Raw genomic sequence first — 17,066 nt, forward strand, 5'->3', positions numbered from 1 at the left:
TAAAAGAATATACTGAAGACAATCTGTATTGACGGCAGCGTACTAAAAAACAATTGTAAACCTATGCAAAGAGTCAGCATAATCGTAACTGAGCGCCCATCCATAAACGCTACAGATGTTTTTCACGATGGTTAATCCCAGGCCTGCACCGTCGGAATTATTCCCTTTTTGAAACCGGTTAAAAATTGTCTGCGGATCGAGGGCGTTACCATTCCCTGAGTTAAGAAAAACAAGCCGGGTATTTTTTAACTCAATTGTAATATCACCCTTATTTACATTATGCCTAATGGCGTTGCTAAAAAGGTTGTTTAATAAAATGTCTATTAAATATTTACTAACAGTTAGCTCCCTAGAAACTAAAGCTGTTTGTAACGTTATTTCTCTTGAAGTAAGCAGTTCCTGAAATTGCCTTTGTTTCTCGATAAGCAGTTCCTGAAGATCTAATTCGTCTGCACCGGTTATAAGATCGTTTTCTATTTTGACTAATAGTAATAATGATTGGTTAAGCCTTGATAGCTTTCCTGCTGCGCTGTATATATCCTGTATTTGTTCAAACTGTTCCTGCCGCAGGGTATCATCTTGTATAAACGTATCTAATTTAGAAGTAATAACCGATAAAGGTGTTAGCATTTCATGCGACGCATTTTCTGTAAAATGTTTCAAATTCTGATAGTCGCCTTTTACCCGTTTTGCCATCAACTGAACAGCATCGTCCAATTCTTTAAATTCATCTACCTTACTTTTAACAGGGTCAAAGTCTACGGGCTCCGATATATTGAATGCCTTTAACTGGCCGAGGATCTTATAAAACGGTTTCCAAAGATCGCCTAACAAATACCGGTTTGTTAAAAACAACACCATAAACAGCCCCAGCACCAAAAATAGCGTGATGGTAGCTATTATTTGTACCAGGTATTCCGTGCTTTCTTTAGAAATAATGATATTGAATTTATAGAGCTCATTATTAAATGTTAACGTACCTTCTACCGCGCGGCCGGCTCTCTCGCCCCTGAGCTTTGGATTGCTGTAAGTTGTGTCATAAAACCGGGTGGGCAAGTGCTTATTTTTCAATTTGAAAAACCTGGTTTGATCTTCATCAAAATCAACCTGCTTTGGTAGTTGTTTATTAAAGTTTACATAGCCAATAACCTCTGCTACTTCTTCAGATAGATGATCGTCCAGCAACGTTTTTGCTATGTGATTAATGGCAAAATAATAGATGATTGCACCAATCATCAAAACAGACAAGGTTACAATAATGGTAACCTTATTGTAGTGCGAGGCTAATTTCATTTGTCGGTAAATTTATAGCCAATACCATATATTGACTTTAAATAGTCGTTGGTAGTAAAATCAAGAATCTTTTTCCTTAAATTTTTAATGTGCGAGTAGATAAAGTCAAAGTTATCATGCATATCCATTTCGTCGCCCCATAAATGTTCTGCAAGGGCCGTCTTTGATATCACTTTTCCTTTATTGGCAACAAAGTATAACAGCATGTCGAATTCCTTGCGGGTTAAAATAATCTCCGTTTCATTTATGGTAACTGTTCTTTCCATTAAGTTGATTACGATCTCGTTAAAAACGAGTTTATTGCTGCTATTGGTAGACTTTCGGCGAAATACAGCAACTATCCTTGCCTTCAATTCAGATAAATGAAAAGGCTTGGTAAGATAATCGTCTGCGCCAATGTTAAGCCCTTTGATGCGATCATCGAGCGAGTTCCTTGCAGAGATAATAATCACTGCTTCTTCCCGCATTTTATCTTTCAGATAACGCAGCACTTCAAAACCTTCGCCGTCAGGCAAACCAATATCTAAAAGCACAAAATCGTAATTATATAAACCGAGTTTTGATAGTGCATCAGCAAGGTTTGTACAGCTTTCGCATACGTTTTTATCCTCACTTAAATAAGTAAGCATATTTTCCCGCAGGCCTTGCTCATCTTCAACAATCAGTATCTTCACAATCTCTTAATTTACAAATAAAAACAGCAATAATTCACTTTATAATAGTGGTTAAAAATGCGATCAGCTTTTTGAGAACCTGCCTTGGTCAGTCTGGCACGTTATGGTTGCTTTTAGTGCGATTTACATAAACAATCTGAATATAATCTGTACTGGCTTCTGCGGCGTGATGAGATAGACGTAGTCATAATTTTAAGTTAAATTCAGTTTTACTTCAGTTTTACCATTTATCTTTAAAATAATTAATAAAATCATATGGCTATTATAGAACCAACCCGCAGGGATGTCCAAAATCCGTCCAAAATCAAAAAATACTCTTCACCATTAAGGCTTTGGCATTGGCTAAATTTTATTGTAATAAGCGGGTCGTTGATAACGGTATTGATTAATTCAACAATTACAGATGACCGGGCTACCGCTTCATTAATGAAAGGGGAATTGCAAAAAGCAGGGGCGTCAGTAAATGACGAACAAACACGTTCTGCCGCGCATGCCTTAAGCGATAGCGTTTGGGGTGTACACATTTATTTTGGGTACGCGTTGGCAGCGTTGCTTGCTTTTAGATTGATACTGGAATTTTTTCAGTTAGCAGATCAAAAATTCATACGAAAATTCAAAAGCGCTTATCATCAATTCAATACTATCAAAAAGGAAAGAGAGGTGGCCAGGCACGAGTTGACCGTAAAGATCATCTATGCGATATTCTATTTGTTGCTTGTTGTTATAGTTTTAACAGGCTTATTTCTGGCCTTTGAAGATGCACTGGCGGCATACAAATCTATACGTCACTCTGTGAAAGAAGTTCATGGGTTTTGCATGTACCTGATAATCGCTTTTATAGTAGTACACCTTGTAGGCGTATTATTAGCGGAACGTAAAGACGGCAGGGGCATTGTATCTGACATGATCAATGGCGGCAGCGACCATAATTAATGGAACGGCAGTTGCACATATACAGGGCATCCAAATCACGGTTAACTGCAAAACAAATAGAATACAATGAGATAAACCACCTTATTGTTGAATTTATTAACACGTTGGCCGAACCGAAGGATGCGGAATTTCTATGGTTGGAATTTTCAAAAAATGGCCATAAAATGAGTATAAGTTCATTTTATGGCCACTTAAAAAGGTTAGTTGAAACTGAACTGATTATTAAAGTTCCTTTTTCACACAATAAGTTTCTATATCAATCCATCGTTTTACACCCTTCTACTTAAACTTTAGCGCAAGCGTAACGATATTAGAGTTTAGCCCGGTAGACCGCATGTAATGCCCTGCTCTTAATTCTAAAGAAGTGAAGTGTTCCGAACCAAACACGCCGTTTGGAGGCGACAACCTGATATTAGCACCTACAAAATTGCTGTGCAGGCTGGACAGGTCATAGTCGCTGGTATAAAACTGTGCTGATGGGTCATGCTGGCCATAAGGTGCAAAATAACGGGTGCCTGTTTGTGTATTATACCGGTAAAAAGGGCTCACAGATACAAATGAGGTTAACTTCACCGGGATTTCAATTTCGGCAGTGTGCGCCCTTATACCCCAGTCATCCATGTAGTACCGGTAAAAAGTACGGATGATAAAGTGATCATCCAGAAAGTAATTGAACCTTATACCTATTGGCAGCTTGTAACGGCTGTCCGGCAAATTCTCAACCCGTACCGATCCATCTGTAAAGTAATCACGCTGATACTTTGTGGCCAGCAAACCATGCTGATACGATGGCTCGACAATTAAGGCCATTTGTAACCGCTGCGTTAAAACCTGCGAAATCGAAAACGATGTACTGAATGAATTTCGGGGCTTATAATCCACCGGGCGGTTGTCATCCCGTTCAGAGCCGGAGCCATAGCCAGGCGGCCGAAGTTCGACCGGAAGGATAACTTTCCAAGTATCTAAAAATACATTGGCCTTAAAGTCAAACTGTGTGTTTTTGCTTTTTGAAACACGTGTCAGGTTAATTCCACCACCGAAAGACTGGTAATCAAATTCATGCGAATAAGAGCCCGTCAATCCAAAAGCATTACCGGTTTTATCATTAGATACCGTCCAGTTTAACGATGGATAGATGCGGGTATCCTGCCTGGACGCCGATGAAACGCTGTACGGATCTATTTTATCTGACGATGCAGAGGTATAATGGTCAACCCCAAGCTCAAAATTTAAGGTGTGTTTTTTGCCAGTTTTGCTGTACTTAGACATTTGCAGATCAAATGTATTGGCAAAATCCGTCAGTTTCTCCGTACCGATACCACCGGTTACAGCAGAGTTATTACCATCCTGATGGTAGTAAGCCGAAACAAAATTGATCTCGTCAATTTTAAGTTTGCGCGATTGGTAATTTGTAGAATCTTTAACCGGTTGCGGCTTAGTTTGTGCGTGCGATGCTAAAATGCCCATATACATGGCCAGTACACCTAAATATATTTTTCTCATTTAAGTGTTTAATTAGTTACAACCACAACCACCACCACTTTTGCCACCATTGGCGCCGGAACCGCCTTCGCGGTAAAGCTGGAAACTTTGTTCAAACTTTTGCGACTTCCGGGCTGTAAGGTCCATTTCAGTATCGTTTAACCTGTTTTTCTGATAAGGCTTTACGGATACGCAGGACGAAAGACTATACATTGCGCATGCGCAAATGATAATTATCATTCGTAGGGGGGCTTTTATCATATTATTTAATATTGATGTTTTTTGATGTATACAAACAATTGTTATCCGTAATAACTACACAGGCAATTTGCTGCAATTGATTAACCAGATCCAGCCCGACTTTTACGCCCATTACCGTTACGGGTGTAGCCATAGCGTCTGCAAACTCTGCGCTTGGGCTTATAATGCTTACGCTTTTTATCCCACTCACCGGCAGGCCAGTTTTAGGGTCAATAGTGTGTGAATATTTGACTCCATTTATAACGGCGAACTTGGCATAATTACCGGAGGTAGCTATAGCCATGTTGCTAATGTTCAGTGTTGAAAATGGTGTTACTTCCTGGTCTGGGTCGGCAATTGCTATCGTCCAGGGCTTACCATTAGGTTGTGTACCCCATGTAACCAAGTCGCCGGCGGCATTTACGATACCACTCGTCACTCCATTAGCCTGCAACACCGCTTTTGCCCTGTCAGCAGCATAACCTTTGCCAATGCCGCCAAAACCAATCCGCATACCGGCTTCTTTTAAAAACACCGTTGTGTTTTGATTATCCAGTATTACGTTTTGATAATTGATCAGCCGGACAGAGGCCTGTGCGGTAGCAATGTCGGGCAACGATTTCATAGACTGGTCAAAATTCCAAAGGCTCTTGTCAATCGAACCATAGGTAATATCAAAAGCACCCTGTGTTAATTCCGATATTTTTAAAGACCGTGCGATAAGATCGAATACTTCCCGGTCTACGTTAACGGGGGCGATGCCGGCATTGGCATTTATCCGGTTGGTTTGGCTATTGTCATTGAATGTAGTAAGCAATTTCTCAATCCGTTGGATCTCGGTTATCGCCAGGTCGATTCTGGCTTCAGCCCAGTGCTTGTCATCAGCAACCACACTTATCTCAAACCGGTTCCCCATCAATTTGAGCGCCCTTTTGTGAACGGTCTCACTAATAGTTGCTTCAGCGGCTTGCATTTGCTGTTTGATTAATTTGGTCTACAAAATTTTGAGGCGTAACATTTGGGAAACCTTCCCATTTTTTTAACACCTTTCCATTTTCATCAATGAGCAGCGTTAGCGGGAATTCTCCGTCGGGGTTATATTTATCTGCCAAAGCCTCGTTTCTTTTTACCTGATCTTTAGGGAGTTGGTTTTTCTTTTGACGCGGAAAATCCGCCCGCACTAACACCAGGTGATTGGAAGCGTAATCGTCAAACGTCTTAGTTTCCAGAATTTCCTTACGGGTACGGATACACGGGCCACACCAGTCGCTGCCCGAGAAGTTTACAATAATTAGCTTATGGGTTTTCTGTGCTTCCTTTTGCGCTTCGCTAAAATCACCCGACCAATTGATTGCCGGCGTTGCAAAAGCAAATAATATTATAGCAAGTATTTGTTTCATGATTAGTGTTATGAATGTACCCTTAAAGATGTACCTGTTAATACTGTAGTGTAGGTTGTTAATGATCGTGGTGCGGGGCTTGCAGTTACCGCACCGGCTTCAGAAAAGGTAGCCCCGTGGTTATTACAATAAAACCGTTGACTGTTGGCCTGATAAACCAAATTATAACTTTGATGCGTGCAGGATTGCTGAACAGCAATATAGGCACCTACGGTTGTGCGGGCTACAATTATGCCATTGGTTGCTAAATAGCCGCCATTAGTTAACAAAGCAGCGTTTGCCGTTGTAGTTAAATCTAACGTGAAATCAATACCTGTTGGCCCGTTCACCGATACCGATGAGGCCTCGCCACCTTTAGCGCAGCCCACACAATTTATTAATGCAAACGACGCGGCAGTTACCCCAATTGCCGAAAGAAATTCTTTCCTATCCATAATACTATTGTTTTAGATAAAAATATTGTCAAATCAATTAGTTTAAGTGGATGTATGGACAAATGCGTTTATTGTATCGACTAATGGGTGTAACTTTCTTACAATTATAAATTACAAATCTGTAGTTAAAATGAAATCGGCACTATTGTTAGAAATATAAATGATGGGCCTACTAAATTTATTTTCCATTAATGAGTTTGGCCATCGCAAATGCAGCACCTGCAGCCAATGCACCTATAACAACTACCTTAAACGCGCCGCTTATAGCCGGCTGGCCGGTAAGTTTGCTTTTAAAATAGCCAAAAATAAAAAGGCTTATGAGGGTAACAATACACGAATAAACCAGCGCTGTTTGGGATTTACTTTCCAATATGTAAGGAGAAAGTGGGATAATACCACCCACTATATAGGATAAGCCAATGGTAATAGCGCTTTTGGTAGCCCGGTTCGCTTGAGGTTCTTCCAGCCCTAATTCATAACGCATCATAAAATCCACCCACTTATGCTTGTCTTTTGCCATCTCATCGGCTACCTGCTGCTGTAACGATTCGGATAAGCCGAACGCCGCAAATACTTCCTTTACTTCTGCCTTTTCTTGCTCAGGTACACGTTCCACTTCATCGTATTCGCGCTTTAATTCAGAATTATAGTGGTCAGCTTCTGTACGCCCGGCTAAAAAGCCACCAAGGCCCATTGCGATAGAACCTGCTACAATCTCCGCAATACCGGCGGTAACAACTATGCCCGACGAGCTGATGGCCCCGCTTAAACCTGCTGCAAGTGCAAAGGGGACAGTTAAACCATCTGACATCCCTATAACAATATCTCTGATAATTTCTGAACCGGTTACATGATGTTCTTTATGCATAATATGTCTGAAACTTATTTTGTAAAGTTAGTTTAGAAATCTGAATTCATTCTGATTGGATAAATCTGGTCTTTGTATTAATTTAATACGCATCTAATAACCTATTCAGGCATTTGTTTTAGTAAACTCTTTTGCCGCAGCCCTTAGGGTCAATACTTTATTCCAACCTTTCCGTTCAATATATTCCATGTTATTTATCCGGGTAAAGTGGCCTTAGTATTTCGTTCCTGTCCCGATCTGTTAATGCTTATACCCGTGGACTTACCCAAAGCCCGGCCTAAAAGCACGATAAGCCTTTTAGAGACTACTCCGGTAATAATGTACTATAATTTTGATTAAATAATGCCGAAGAACTTTTTTTAAAGTGACGCTCGTCACCTTGGCCGCCGTTATGACTGCTTACTTTGGCGGAAAATATTGATCACCATGGGCCACACATTTCATATTCCGGTATTAGGATTGGGTTTTTCTATCGACACTCCTTTAAAAGTCGCTCGATATGGCATTGAGTCAACAATGTCTATTGTAGACGATGACCTGGTAGAGCGTATGCGCGAATATCATGCGCTGGAAAATAATGAACCGTTTATGCCGATTTATAAATCAGCATTTGATTCCAGAACTAAGCGCATTACCGCTTATCTGAATTTGATCAGCAAACTTGTCGATCAGCAAATGGATAATTTAAAAAAGCAGGCATTTGAAAAGGGAAACGATATCTGCCGTTATTTTGAGCTTTTACCCGAAAGGTCACAGTTGAGACAAGGTTTCGATTTGATGATGGAATATCCTGCCTGTGAAAGCAAAACCATTTTCCAAAATATCCTGCGCCGGTTAATCAAACCCGGAGCGATGGATGTAAACATTATGGCCAAAGTAGATAAGATGAATTTTAATACAGATGGTGCATACCTTGGCGATGAAAACACTGACGCGCTGTGTGCTTTGCGCGGCTTCGTCGAAAGCAACCTGAGATCATCAGTTGTTTTGTCTGCCGGAATGAATCCGAGATTGTACAGTTACCTGGAAAAGTTTGATGCATTTTTACCTGATGAACACGGGGTCTTCAAAAAAAAGATCATACTAAAAGTAAGCGATTTTCGCTCGGCTTTTATACAAGCGAAGTTCCTGGCAAAAAAAGGACTTTGGGTTTCTGAATTTAGGGTGGAATCGGGACTGAATTGCGGTGGGCATGCATTTGCAACAGAAGGATACTTGTTGGGGCCTATCCTGGAAGAGTTTAAAGTGAAGCGTTTAGATATGCTTACTGAATTAATTTTACTTTACCGGTCAGCTATGGTTAATAAAGGGCTGGAATTGGTGACCGAACCTATGCAACGCTTAAGCGTACAGGGAGGCATCGGTACATCTGATGAAAATACATTCCTTATGGAACACTATCACCTGGATGCCACCGGTTGGGGAAGCCCTTTTCTATTAGTACCCGAAGCGACAAATGTTGATGATGAAACACTCATCAAACTGACTGGGGCAAGCGAGCCGGATTATTACCTGAGCAACTCATCGCCTTTAGGTATATTATTCAATAACTTTAAAGGCAGTTCTATCGAGAAACAAAGACTGGAGCGATTGGCAACCGGCAGGCCCGGCAGCCCCTGCACCAAAAAATATCTATGCACCAACACCGAGTTTACAGAGTTACCTATTTGTACGGCCTCCAGTAAATACCAGGGATTGAAAATAGCAGAACTGCAAGCTGCCCATTTAATAAAGGAAGAATACGACCAGCGGTATCAAACGATCACCGAAAAAATATGCTTGTGCGAAGGTCTATGTTCCTCAGCGTACCTTAAATACCGGATAACTAAGCCTAAAGAGAACAGTGCGGTAGCTATTTGCCCGGGGCCGAACCTGGCCTATTTTAACCGGACGTATTCACTTGATGAAATGGTTAGCCATATCTACGGCAGTCTTGATTTGTTAGATAAGATTAAACGACCACATATTTTTATCAAAGAACTAAATCTTTATATAGAATATTTGCAATCTGACCTGCAATCACATCTTAAACAATTAACAGAGAAAAAGACGATGCAATTGGAACGGTTTAAGTTACAATTACAATCAGGTATCATTTATTATAAAAGCTTGTTTAATGATCTGCCGGGCCAAGCCTCGGGTTTTATTGATTTGCTGATAGCAGATTTATCGGTTTCTGAAGAGAAATTGAATGGCTTGAAAATTACACCATAGTATTGGCCCGGCTAAGTAAGCTATTACATTATTATAATTTTTACATAATTTGCTTTAATACAAGCGAATACTTAATTTCATGCTTTGGATACCTCAATTTTAAAATACTTTATAAGATGAAATATTTTAATTTGATCATTGCCGGTGGGCGTGATTTTTTTGATTATGCGCTTTTAAAAGATAGCGTGAGTGATCTCCTGGCAGATAAGGTTGCTGAATTTGAAATTGTCATTGTTTCCAGCACAGTCCGGGGTGGCGATATGCTGGGCGAGGCGTATGCTTGTGAATTTGGATATGAGGTTGCCGAATTCCCGTATGATCATGTCGAAGGAGACATGGTGGAATGTTATTGCAACAGTCAAATGTTGAAATTTGCTGATGCTTGCATCTGTTTTTGGGATGGAATGTCGAAAGGGACAAAACAGCTCATTGACCTGGCTACCGCCAGCCAATTGCCATTACGGGTTATTTCCTATTAACAAAAATTATGTTGACGTAGCCTGGCTTTGGTCAGGCTTTTTTTATTTTCAAAGCGCAACACTAACATCGTCAGCGTAATAACTTTTGGCACCTGTAAATAGTGGCCTTTAATTTGCGAGTTAGCAATTATGCGTGAAAAAATACTTGTTATAGAGGATGAGCCGATTATTGGCGAGATGATGTGTATATTATTGGAGATGGAGGGTTATAAAGTGATCAGCCTGAGCGACACCGGCATGGCACGGAAAAAATTGGAGTCGAACGAGGTTGCGCTGGTCATGCTCGATCTTAATTTGACCGGTGAAGGCGGGCATTCTATGTGCCGCTATATCAAATCGCACGCCGACCTGAAGCATGTACCGGTAATATTGGTTTCGGCAAATACCGACCTGGCACAAATAAAAGAAGATTGCGGTGCAGACGACTATATCGCAAAACCTTTTGAGTTAAGCGATTTTGTTAAAAAAGTTAACCGTTTTGCCGGCGGTAGCCAGCATAGGCTTATTTAGCGAAGCTCCTCGGATAGCTCAATCGGAAAATTGCTCACAGGCCTTTACACATCAAACAAAAAGCTTATTTTGGCATATTCTAAAACCTTGATTTTTATGCTGAAATATTTTGTCAGACAGGTCATTATATCTGTTTGCTTAACGGTTTTTATTCTGATCCCAACATTATCAAAAGCGCAAAAGATTGCCCCCGATACGGTTACAACCGGCGTTTACATAACCAGTATCCATGATATTAACTTTAAGGATAAAGAGTACAATGTAAACATGTGGCTTTGGTTAAAATACAAGAATAAAAAATTCGATTTTTTGCATAACCTTGAGGTGCCGCAGGCTAAATCGGTAACTACCTCTTTTTCCACTGTCGATTCGAGCGATAACAAAATCTATCTGTTAATGAAACTGCAGTGCGTAATGAAAGACTCCTGGGCGATAGATAATTTCCCTTTCGACAGGCAGAAACTTCGGTTCTCGATAGAAAATTCTCAGTTCGACTCGAAATCATTAGTATTTAAGGCAGATACACTCGGCAAAAACTTCGACCCGCGTTTTACCTTGCGCGGATGGAATATCGACAGCCTGGATATCTCTACCGGCATCAAAACTTATGAAACAGGCTTTGGCGATGCAAGCCTGGCCAAACCACATACGGAGTACAGTAACTTTAAGGTACGCCTCCAAATAGACCGTGACGCAATGGGCCTTTTCTGGAAAATGTTTTTGGGCATGTATGTGGCCTTCCTAATTTCCTATATGTGCTTTTATATCCATACCGATAGTATCGACTCGCGCTTTGGCCTGAGTGTAGGCGCCCTGTTTGCGGTGATAGGTAATAAATATATTATCGATTCGGCCCTGCCCGAGTCTACCACCTTTACGCTTGTTGATACCCTGCATGGCACCACCTTGCTATTTATCCTGACAGTAATTATTTGTACGTCATACTCGTTACGATTGATCAAACGGGAAAAGGTAGAGCAAGCCAAGCGGTTTGATTTCTGGTGCGCGCAGGTTTTATTGGCCACCTACCTTGTTGTAAATTGCTATTTTATTTATGGTGCAAGCAGGCATTAAATTAAGTAGCCCATTTGTGTTCCTAAGTTATTTGATCTTTAGCGATACATTTTTTCGTCTATTAAGTTGTTAAATTATAAATATGTCGTCAACAAACGATCAGTTTTACGCCCGTTTGCCGGTACATCAAATACCGCTGAGTAACCTGCTGACCAGCGCTAAGCTTTTTGCCAACATACCTGCCGATTGGCATGTGATCATAACCGATATTATTGGTTCTACAAAGGCAGTGCAAACTGGTCGGCACGAGGATATCAACTTAATGGCAACCGGCAGCATTGTTACGGTGATGAACATTGCCTATGCGCTTCATGTTACGGCCCCATTCTTTTTTGGCGGCGATGGGGCTACGTTTATAGTACCTCCGTCAATTATCGATAAAGTGATGCAGGCGTTAGCCCTTTATAAAGAGAGCACAATGGCCAATTTTAAACTGGAATTGCGCATTGGTACCGTGCCTGTAAAGGAAATATACGCTAACGGCAACGAACTGCATATTGCCCGGTTTTGTGCGGGCAAATCATTCTCTATTCCTGTTTTATTAGGGAACGGCCTCAATTATGCCGAAAAATTGGTTAAAGGCAACAATTACCTTTTAGCGCCCTTGCCGGCACAAACCGAAGCGCTTGACCTTACCGGGATGCAATGCCGTTGGGACAGGATCCCCCCGCCAGAGAATAAGGAAGAAATTGTAACCTTGTTAGTGATAGCAGGCCAGGGGGTAAGGCAATCTGAAGCTTTTAAAAAGGTGATCATAAAAATAGATGAGTTTTACGGCTCGCCGCAAAAACGGCAGCCGATATCTATTCCAAAATTAAAGCTAAAAACCACGTTTAATAAGATTGGTGCAGAGATCCGCGCCCGGATGGGTAAGATTAAGGTGTTTGAGTTTGTTAAAACCTGGGTGCTTACTTTTTTGGGTCCGCTATATTTCCGTACTACCCATGGTAAAAATTACCTGGAAAATCTGGTAGAAATGTCTGATACGCTGGTGATAGACGGGAAGATAAATACCGTAATATCGGGCACTGCCAAACAACGTATCGCTTTACAGCGTGCGTTAGATGTGTTTGAAGCCCGGGGCGAAATTATTTACGGATTGCATGTTAGTAAAGAGTCGGTAATGTCGTGCTACGTACGCGATATGGTTGATGATCATATCCACTTTGTAGATGGATCTGAAGGTGGGTACACCCAGGCGGCCATGATGTTAAAAGCCAAATTATAATAACCCGGTAAAAAAGGCGTAAAAAAAAGGCCCTTACCTTTACGGCAAGAACCTGTGTTTTCAACGTGTTTACCTTTTACTGGTAATCGTTTCTTTTTTGCTTAACCTCATCAACAGCCAAGTCAATTTTTTCGGTCGCGTATGCTTTGGCTTTCTCAAACCATTCCGGTGCATCCTCGGTGATGTCATCTAAAATAGACCGGCCATTATCGCCTTTTTTAGTAATATAGTTTATTCCGTATCCGATGGCAGCGCCAACAGCTATAAATTTTAGTAAGCCCATGATTTAAGTTTTTTATTATAAATGTATGATAATTGTACAACTATAATGCCAATACAGCTAAAGGTTAAAGGGTATAGTAAAATAACGGGGACGCTTAGGGCTCGATAATAATTTTAACATCCAGTAAAACTATTATTGACGTAAAACTAATTGCAATAATTTATATATCCGTTAAAAACTATATCATGATTACAAGGTTTAGGCTAACATAATTATACTTACAGGATGGAAAATTTTACAATGCTGCAGTTTTTTGAATGGTATACCAATGGCGATGGCAATTGGTGGGATCACTTAAAAGATGAGTCGGGAAGGTTAAAGAGTATAGGGATCGATGCGGTATGGTTACCACCTGCCTATAAGGGTGCGGCCGGCGGCTACAGTGTAGGTTATGATGTGTATGACATTTATGACCTGGGCGAGTTTGATCAAAAGGGTTCGGTACGTACCAAATACGGTACAAAACAGCAGTACCTGGATGCTATACAGGCAGCAAAAGGTGCAGGTCTTAGCGTATATGCAGACATTGTACTGAACCACATGGGCGGGGCAGAAGAAGCTGAAAAGTTTATGGTGCGCAAGGTAAACCCCGATAACCGCAACGAATTTATAAGTGACCCTTACGAGATAGAATCGTTTACAAAGTTCACATTCCCGGGCAGGCAGGGTAATTATTCTCAATTCGTTTGGGATTGGAAATGCTTCTCGGGCGTTGATTATGACAGCAACACGCAAGAGACTGCTATTTATAGTATCCAGAACGAGGCAGGTGAAGCTTGGGAAGATGTAATAGGCGATGAGAACGGCAACTTTGATTACCTGATGCTGAACGATATCGATACCCGCAACCCCGCCGTGCGCGACGAGCTAAAGCGCTGGGGCAAATGGTACGTAGAAACAGCCCAATTTGATGGGATGCGTTTAGATGCTATTAAACATATGTCGTTTGACTTTTATAATGATTGGCTCGATCACCTGCGAGGCGAACTACAGCAGGAACTATTTACTGTTGGCGAATACTGGAGTTTTGAGATAGGTGATCTGCAAAAATATATCGATGCTACCGGTGGCCGCATGTCGCTTTTTGACGCGCCGTTGCATAACGCATTTCACGTGGCTTCCGTTAAAGGGAAAGATTACGACCTAAGTAAAATATTTGATAACTCCTTAGTGGCGGCAAACCCGGCGCTGGCAGTAACCCTGGTAGAGAATCATGATACGCAACCTTTACAATCGTTAGAGCAGCCGGTAGACTATTGGTTCAAACCGCTTGGTTACGCCCTGATCTTATTGCGCGCGGATGGTTACCCCTGCATTTTTTATCCGGATTTGTACGGGGCAGCCTATAAAGATAAAGACGCCGAAGGCAACGAGCAGGAGATCATATTGGCTAAAGTTGAAGAACTTGAACCGATGCTTTACGTGCGCAAGCATTTAGCCTACGGGCAGCAGCGCGATTACTTTGACCACCCCAACTGTATAGGGTGGACACGCGAAGGCGATGGCGATCATGAAAACTCGGGCTGTGCAGTGGTATTGTCTAACGGCGACGAAGGTTCAAAGACGATGGAGATAGGTAAAGCGCATGCCGGTAAAGTATTTGTTGACTACCTGAGTAAGCACGATGCCGAGGTAACCGTAAACGAAGATGGCTGGGCCGAATTCTTTACCAGGGCCGGCTCTGTGTCTGTTTGGGCTTTAAAGAATTAGGTATTATTAAAATGCTTATTTTAGGCGGGATGTTTTGCTTTTGCAGGGCATCCCGTTTTTACGTTTATATGTAAACCCAGCTTTTTTGCAAGTTGCTGATTGTTTGTATTTTAAATACAAACATTTGCAAAATATGTAAACTTTTGTAAACCTTTTTTGCGCCTCATTAACTACCTTACCATGAAAAATATTCAAAGGCAAGTGCTTCTCTTCGGGCTAATATTGTTTAATGCTACGGCGTTGGCCAACCCCATCATTTACGTGAACCAGATAGCTTTTGACAGCAACGCCCCAAAAACGGCGGTGGTGCAATTTGATGCACCGCAAAAGGTTAACCTTGCTTTTACAATAACCAATACAGCTTCGGGCAAAGCCGTTTTTAAAGGCCACTTAACAGATCCGCAATTTATCACAGAATGGTTCCCGGACAAAATGTATTACAAGGCAGACTTCTCAAGGTTTAACAAGCCGGGTAAGTATCAACTGACCGTTACTTCGGGCGGCAAGGTTTATACTTCTTACGCTTTCGAGATCGGCGAACATGCTATCGCGAAGCAAACCATAGGCGCTATCATCCACTATTATAATAGGCAACGCGCCAACACCCCGCAGGAGTTAGCAGCAGATGCTAAAATGCAATTATTCGGTAGCAACCAAACGGTCGATATGCGCGGTGGCTGGTGCGATGCTTCGGGCGATGTCAGTAAGTACTTTTCGCACCTGGCTTACGCCAATTATATGTCGCCGCAGCAAACGCCGCTGGTCACCTGGTCTATGGTGAGCGCGTCTGAGGCTATCCCCGCCTTACTTACCAAATGGGGCGTAAAAGACTCGCTGGACAACGAAGCCCTTTACGGTGCCGATTATATGATGCGGGCCTTAAGCAAGGAAGGCTATTTTTACATGATCGTGTTCAGTTATTTTAATAAAGATCCCAATGCCCGCCATGTGGTTGGCTTGCTGGCCGATAGTAAAACTACTGCCGACTACCAGTGCGCGTACCGTGAGGGCGGGGGCATGGCCATTGCCGCTTTAGCCCGCATTGCCCGCTGGAAAAAGAATGGCAACTTCACTTCCGAACAATACCTGGCAGGTGCCGAGCGGGCCTTTGAGCATTTGCAAAAGAACAACCTGAAATATGATGATGATCACAAAGAGAACATCATTGACGATTACTGCGCGCTTATGGCCGCCACCGAGCTCTGGATAACCACCGGAAAACCTGTTTATCGTGACGAAGCAAGGAAGCGAGCCAAAATACTAGCCACCCGCATGAGCCCTGCAGGCTACTTTTATGCAAACGATACCGGCCGGCCGTACTGGCACGCATCAGACGCGGGACTGCCTGTAGTAGCCTTAAGCCGCTACCTGGATGCGGAAAAGGATCAAGCGTACCGTACACCTGCTTTGACAACCATCAAAAAAGCGCTTGATTATAATTTAACGGTCACCAACAGGGTAAACAACCCATTTGGTTATGCCCGCCAAAGCTTTATGTTTAAAGGTAAGGTAAGGGATGGCTTTTTTATCCCGCACGAAAATGAAACCGGCTGGTGGTGGCAGGGCGAAAATGCCCGTTTGGGGTCGCTGGCTACCGCTGCGGTTGTTGGCGGCAGGTTGGTTTACCCGGCAAAAGGCAACTGGGGTACTAATGCTGCTTTAGCAGCGTTTGCCAATAACCAATTAGGGTGGATAATGGGCGGCAATCCTTACAGCCGCTGCTTTGTATATGGGTTTGGCAATAACAACGTTCCCTACATGAAATCCAGCTTTGGGCATGGGTCCGAAAAGGGGGGCATCAATAACGGCATAACCGGAAAAGATGACAACCCCGACGGCAGCGGTATCGACTTTAAAACAGAGGCTCAAGGCAACGAATGGCGCTGGACCGAACAATGGATCCCGCATGCGGCCTGGTTTTTACAGGCAGTTGCTGTATTGGCCCAACCGGTTGCTAATAATTAGATTAAAATCAAAAAACATGCTGGGTTTTTCGGCAAACATTTATATTTTTGCTTCAGATAAAAAACACAGTACAATGGAATCAATGGAAAACGCCAATGCAGAAGGGCACTACAAATTTTTAGTTCTTACAATAGTTGCAGGTTTGGTGGGTGTTTATTTACGTTTTGCTGAATTTCCTCACGCTACACTGGTATCAAACCTGGTATTATTAGTTGCATCTTTCGTTGCGCTGAAAGCAGTATTCGGCATCTTGAAATAAACCCTGATTAAAATATAGTT

At 42.1% G+C, this 17,066-nt stretch carries 18 protein-coding genes; 9 read left to right on the forward strand and 9 right to left on the reverse strand.

Features of this window, described 5'->3' with window-relative positions; all coding sequences use genetic code 11:
• Window positions 1–42 precede the first annotated feature (42 nt).
• Together IDJ76_RS08005 and IDJ76_RS08010 are read right to left on the reverse strand one after the other, a co-directional pair.
• Window positions 43–1,293 (reverse strand): sensor histidine kinase, encoded by a 1,251-nt coding sequence (locus IDJ76_RS08005; protein WP_191162553.1) that lies wholly within the window; start codon window positions 1,291–1,293, stop codon window positions 43–45.
• On the reverse strand, window positions 1,290–1,967 hold the full coding sequence (locus tag IDJ76_RS08010) for a response regulator transcription factor (RefSeq protein ID WP_191162555.1): 678 nt from the start codon (window positions 1,965–1,967) through the stop codon (window positions 1,290–1,292). Before IDJ76_RS08010 ends, IDJ76_RS08005 begins: the two co-directional genes overlap by 4 nt.
• A 255-nt stretch (window positions 1,968–2,222) precedes the next feature.
• On the opposite strand from IDJ76_RS08010, the gene IDJ76_RS08015 reads away from it, so the two are divergent.
• Entirely contained in the window at window positions 2,223–2,900 is a 678-nt protein-coding gene (locus tag IDJ76_RS08015) for a cytochrome b/b6 domain-containing protein (RefSeq protein WP_191162557.1), read from the forward strand.
• Between the two features lie 279 nt (window positions 2,901–3,179).
• Here the strand turns inward: IDJ76_RS08015 and IDJ76_RS08020 are convergent, their stop codons facing one another.
• From IDJ76_RS08020 to IDJ76_RS08045, 6 genes are all read right to left on the reverse strand, one after another.
• Entirely contained in the window at window positions 3,180–4,403 is a 1,224-nt protein-coding gene (locus IDJ76_RS08020) for a DUF3570 domain-containing protein (RefSeq protein WP_191162558.1), read from the reverse strand.
• A gap of 12 nt (window positions 4,404–4,415) precedes the next feature.
• Entirely contained in the window at window positions 4,416–4,595 is a 180-nt protein-coding gene (locus IDJ76_RS08025; RefSeq protein WP_224746251.1) for a DUF4266 domain-containing protein, read from the reverse strand.
• Window positions 4,596–4,644: 49 nt separating this feature from the next.
• Entirely contained in the window at window positions 4,645–5,595 is a 951-nt protein-coding gene (locus IDJ76_RS08030) for an FAD:protein FMN transferase (protein WP_191162562.1), read from the reverse strand.
• Window positions 5,582–6,022, reverse strand: coding sequence for a thioredoxin family protein (locus tag IDJ76_RS08035; protein WP_191162564.1), 441 nt, complete (start codon window positions 6,020–6,022; stop codon window positions 5,582–5,584). Before IDJ76_RS08035 ends, IDJ76_RS08030 begins: the two co-directional genes overlap by 14 nt.
• An 8-nt stretch (window positions 6,023–6,030) precedes the next feature.
• Complete coding sequence (locus IDJ76_RS08040; protein WP_191162566.1) at window positions 6,031–6,456, reverse strand: QcrA and Rieske domain-containing protein; 426 nt, start codon at window positions 6,454–6,456, stop codon at window positions 6,031–6,033.
• Between the two features lie 178 nt (window positions 6,457–6,634).
• Entirely contained in the window at window positions 6,635–7,324 is a 690-nt protein-coding gene (locus tag IDJ76_RS08045) for a VIT1/CCC1 transporter family protein (protein WP_191162569.1), read from the reverse strand.
• A gap of 426 nt (window positions 7,325–7,750) precedes the next feature.
• Between IDJ76_RS08045 and IDJ76_RS08050 the strand changes: the two genes are divergently transcribed.
• From IDJ76_RS08050 to IDJ76_RS08070, 5 genes are all read left to right on the forward strand, one after another.
• Window positions 7,751–9,538 carry a hypothetical protein gene (locus IDJ76_RS08050; RefSeq protein ID WP_191162571.1) on the forward strand — a complete coding sequence of 596 codons (1,788 nt, stop codon included), beginning with the start codon at window positions 7,751–7,753 and terminating at the stop codon, window positions 9,536–9,538.
• Window positions 9,539–9,654: 116 nt separating this feature from the next.
• Window positions 9,655–10,017, forward strand: coding sequence for an SLOG family protein (locus tag IDJ76_RS08055; protein ID WP_191162573.1), 363 nt, complete (start codon window positions 9,655–9,657; stop codon window positions 10,015–10,017).
• Between the two features lie 129 nt (window positions 10,018–10,146).
• Window positions 10,147–10,527, forward strand: coding sequence for a response regulator transcription factor (locus IDJ76_RS08060; protein WP_191162575.1), 381 nt, complete (start codon window positions 10,147–10,149; stop codon window positions 10,525–10,527).
• A 96-nt stretch (window positions 10,528–10,623) separates the two neighbouring features.
• Window positions 10,624–11,601 (forward strand): ligand-gated ion channel, encoded by a 978-nt coding sequence (locus IDJ76_RS08065; protein WP_191162576.1) that lies wholly within the window; start codon window positions 10,624–10,626, stop codon window positions 11,599–11,601.
• Between the two features lie 82 nt (window positions 11,602–11,683).
• A complete protein-coding gene (locus IDJ76_RS08070) occupies window positions 11,684–12,829 on the forward strand; it encodes a DUF3095 domain-containing protein (protein ID WP_191162578.1) in 1,146 nt (381 codons plus the stop codon).
• A 76-nt stretch (window positions 12,830–12,905) separates the two neighbouring features.
• On the opposite strand, the gene IDJ76_RS08075 is transcribed toward IDJ76_RS08070, so the two are convergent.
• A complete protein-coding gene (locus tag IDJ76_RS08075) occupies window positions 12,906–13,112 on the reverse strand; it encodes a YtxH domain-containing protein (RefSeq protein ID WP_191162580.1) in 207 nt (68 codons plus the stop codon).
• Between the two features lie 225 nt (window positions 13,113–13,337).
• Between IDJ76_RS08075 and IDJ76_RS08080 the strand changes: the two genes are divergently transcribed.
• The 3 genes from IDJ76_RS08080 to IDJ76_RS08090 all read left to right on the forward strand — a co-directional run bounded on the left by IDJ76_RS08080 (window position 13,338) and on the right by IDJ76_RS08090 (window position 17,046).
• A complete protein-coding gene (locus IDJ76_RS08080) occupies window positions 13,338–14,822 on the forward strand; it encodes an alpha-amylase (RefSeq protein WP_191162582.1) in 1,485 nt (494 codons plus the stop codon).
• A 180-nt stretch (window positions 14,823–15,002) separates the two neighbouring features.
• Window positions 15,003–16,787 (forward strand): glycoside hydrolase family 9 protein, encoded by a 1,785-nt coding sequence (locus IDJ76_RS08085; protein ID WP_191162584.1) that lies wholly within the window; start codon window positions 15,003–15,005, stop codon window positions 16,785–16,787.
• Window positions 16,788–16,860: 73 nt separating this feature from the next.
• Window positions 16,861–17,046, forward strand: coding sequence for a hypothetical protein (locus IDJ76_RS08090; protein WP_191162586.1), 186 nt, complete (start codon window positions 16,861–16,863; stop codon window positions 17,044–17,046).
• The last annotated feature ends 20 nt before the right edge of the window (window positions 17,047–17,066 follow it).

Source organism: Mucilaginibacter glaciei, assembly GCF_014773245.1.
Classification (GTDB): Bacteria; Bacteroidota; Bacteroidia; order Sphingobacteriales; family Sphingobacteriaceae; genus Mucilaginibacter; species Mucilaginibacter glaciei.

What these genes read in the sequence shown, in the direction of transcription:
- IDJ76_RS08080 (WP_191162582.1), top strand. Translation starts at nt 13,338, where the DNA reads ATGGAAAATTTTACAATGCTGCAGTTTTTTGAATGGTATACCAATGGC.
- IDJ76_RS08065 (WP_191162576.1), top strand. Translation starts at nt 10,624, where the DNA reads ATGCTGAAATATTTTGTCAGACAGGTCATTATATCTGTTTGCTTAACG.
- IDJ76_RS08025 (WP_224746251.1), bottom strand. Translation starts at nt 4,595, where the DNA reads ATGTATAGTCTTTCGTCCTGCGTATCCGTAAAGCCTTATCAGAAAAAC.
- IDJ76_RS08040 (WP_191162566.1), bottom strand. Translation starts at nt 6,456, where the DNA reads ATGGATAGGAAAGAATTTCTTTCGGCAATTGGGGTAACTGCCGCGTCG.
- IDJ76_RS08090 (WP_191162586.1), top strand. Translation starts at nt 16,861, where the DNA reads ATGGAATCAATGGAAAACGCCAATGCAGAAGGGCACTACAAATTTTTA.
- IDJ76_RS08050 (WP_191162571.1), top strand. Translation starts at nt 7,751, where the DNA reads ATGGGCCACACATTTCATATTCCGGTATTAGGATTGGGTTTTTCTATC.
- IDJ76_RS08055 (WP_191162573.1), top strand. Translation starts at nt 9,655, where the DNA reads ATGAAATATTTTAATTTGATCATTGCCGGTGGGCGTGATTTTTTTGAT.
- IDJ76_RS08020 (WP_191162558.1), bottom strand. Translation starts at nt 4,403, where the DNA reads ATGAGAAAAATATATTTAGGTGTACTGGCCATGTATATGGGCATTTTA.
- IDJ76_RS08045 (WP_191162569.1), bottom strand. Translation starts at nt 7,324, where the DNA reads ATGCATAAAGAACATCATGTAACCGGTTCAGAAATTATCAGAGATATT.
- IDJ76_RS08005 (WP_191162553.1), bottom strand. Translation starts at nt 1,293, where the DNA reads ATGAAATTAGCCTCGCACTACAATAAGGTTACCATTATTGTAACCTTG.
- IDJ76_RS08015 (WP_191162557.1), top strand. Translation starts at nt 2,223, where the DNA reads ATGGCTATTATAGAACCAACCCGCAGGGATGTCCAAAATCCGTCCAAA.
- IDJ76_RS08075 (WP_191162580.1), bottom strand. Translation starts at nt 13,112, where the DNA reads ATGGGCTTACTAAAATTTATAGCTGTTGGCGCTGCCATCGGATACGGA.
- IDJ76_RS08030 (WP_191162562.1), bottom strand. Translation starts at nt 5,595, where the DNA reads ATGCAAGCCGCTGAAGCAACTATTAGTGAGACCGTTCACAAAAGGGCG.
- IDJ76_RS08070 (WP_191162578.1), top strand. Translation starts at nt 11,684, where the DNA reads ATGTCGTCAACAAACGATCAGTTTTACGCCCGTTTGCCGGTACATCAA.
- IDJ76_RS08035 (WP_191162564.1), bottom strand. Translation starts at nt 6,022, where the DNA reads ATGAAACAAATACTTGCTATAATATTATTTGCTTTTGCAACGCCGGCA.
- IDJ76_RS08060 (WP_191162575.1), top strand. Translation starts at nt 10,147, where the DNA reads ATGCGTGAAAAAATACTTGTTATAGAGGATGAGCCGATTATTGGCGAG.
- IDJ76_RS08085 (WP_191162584.1), top strand. Translation starts at nt 15,003, where the DNA reads ATGAAAAATATTCAAAGGCAAGTGCTTCTCTTCGGGCTAATATTGTTT.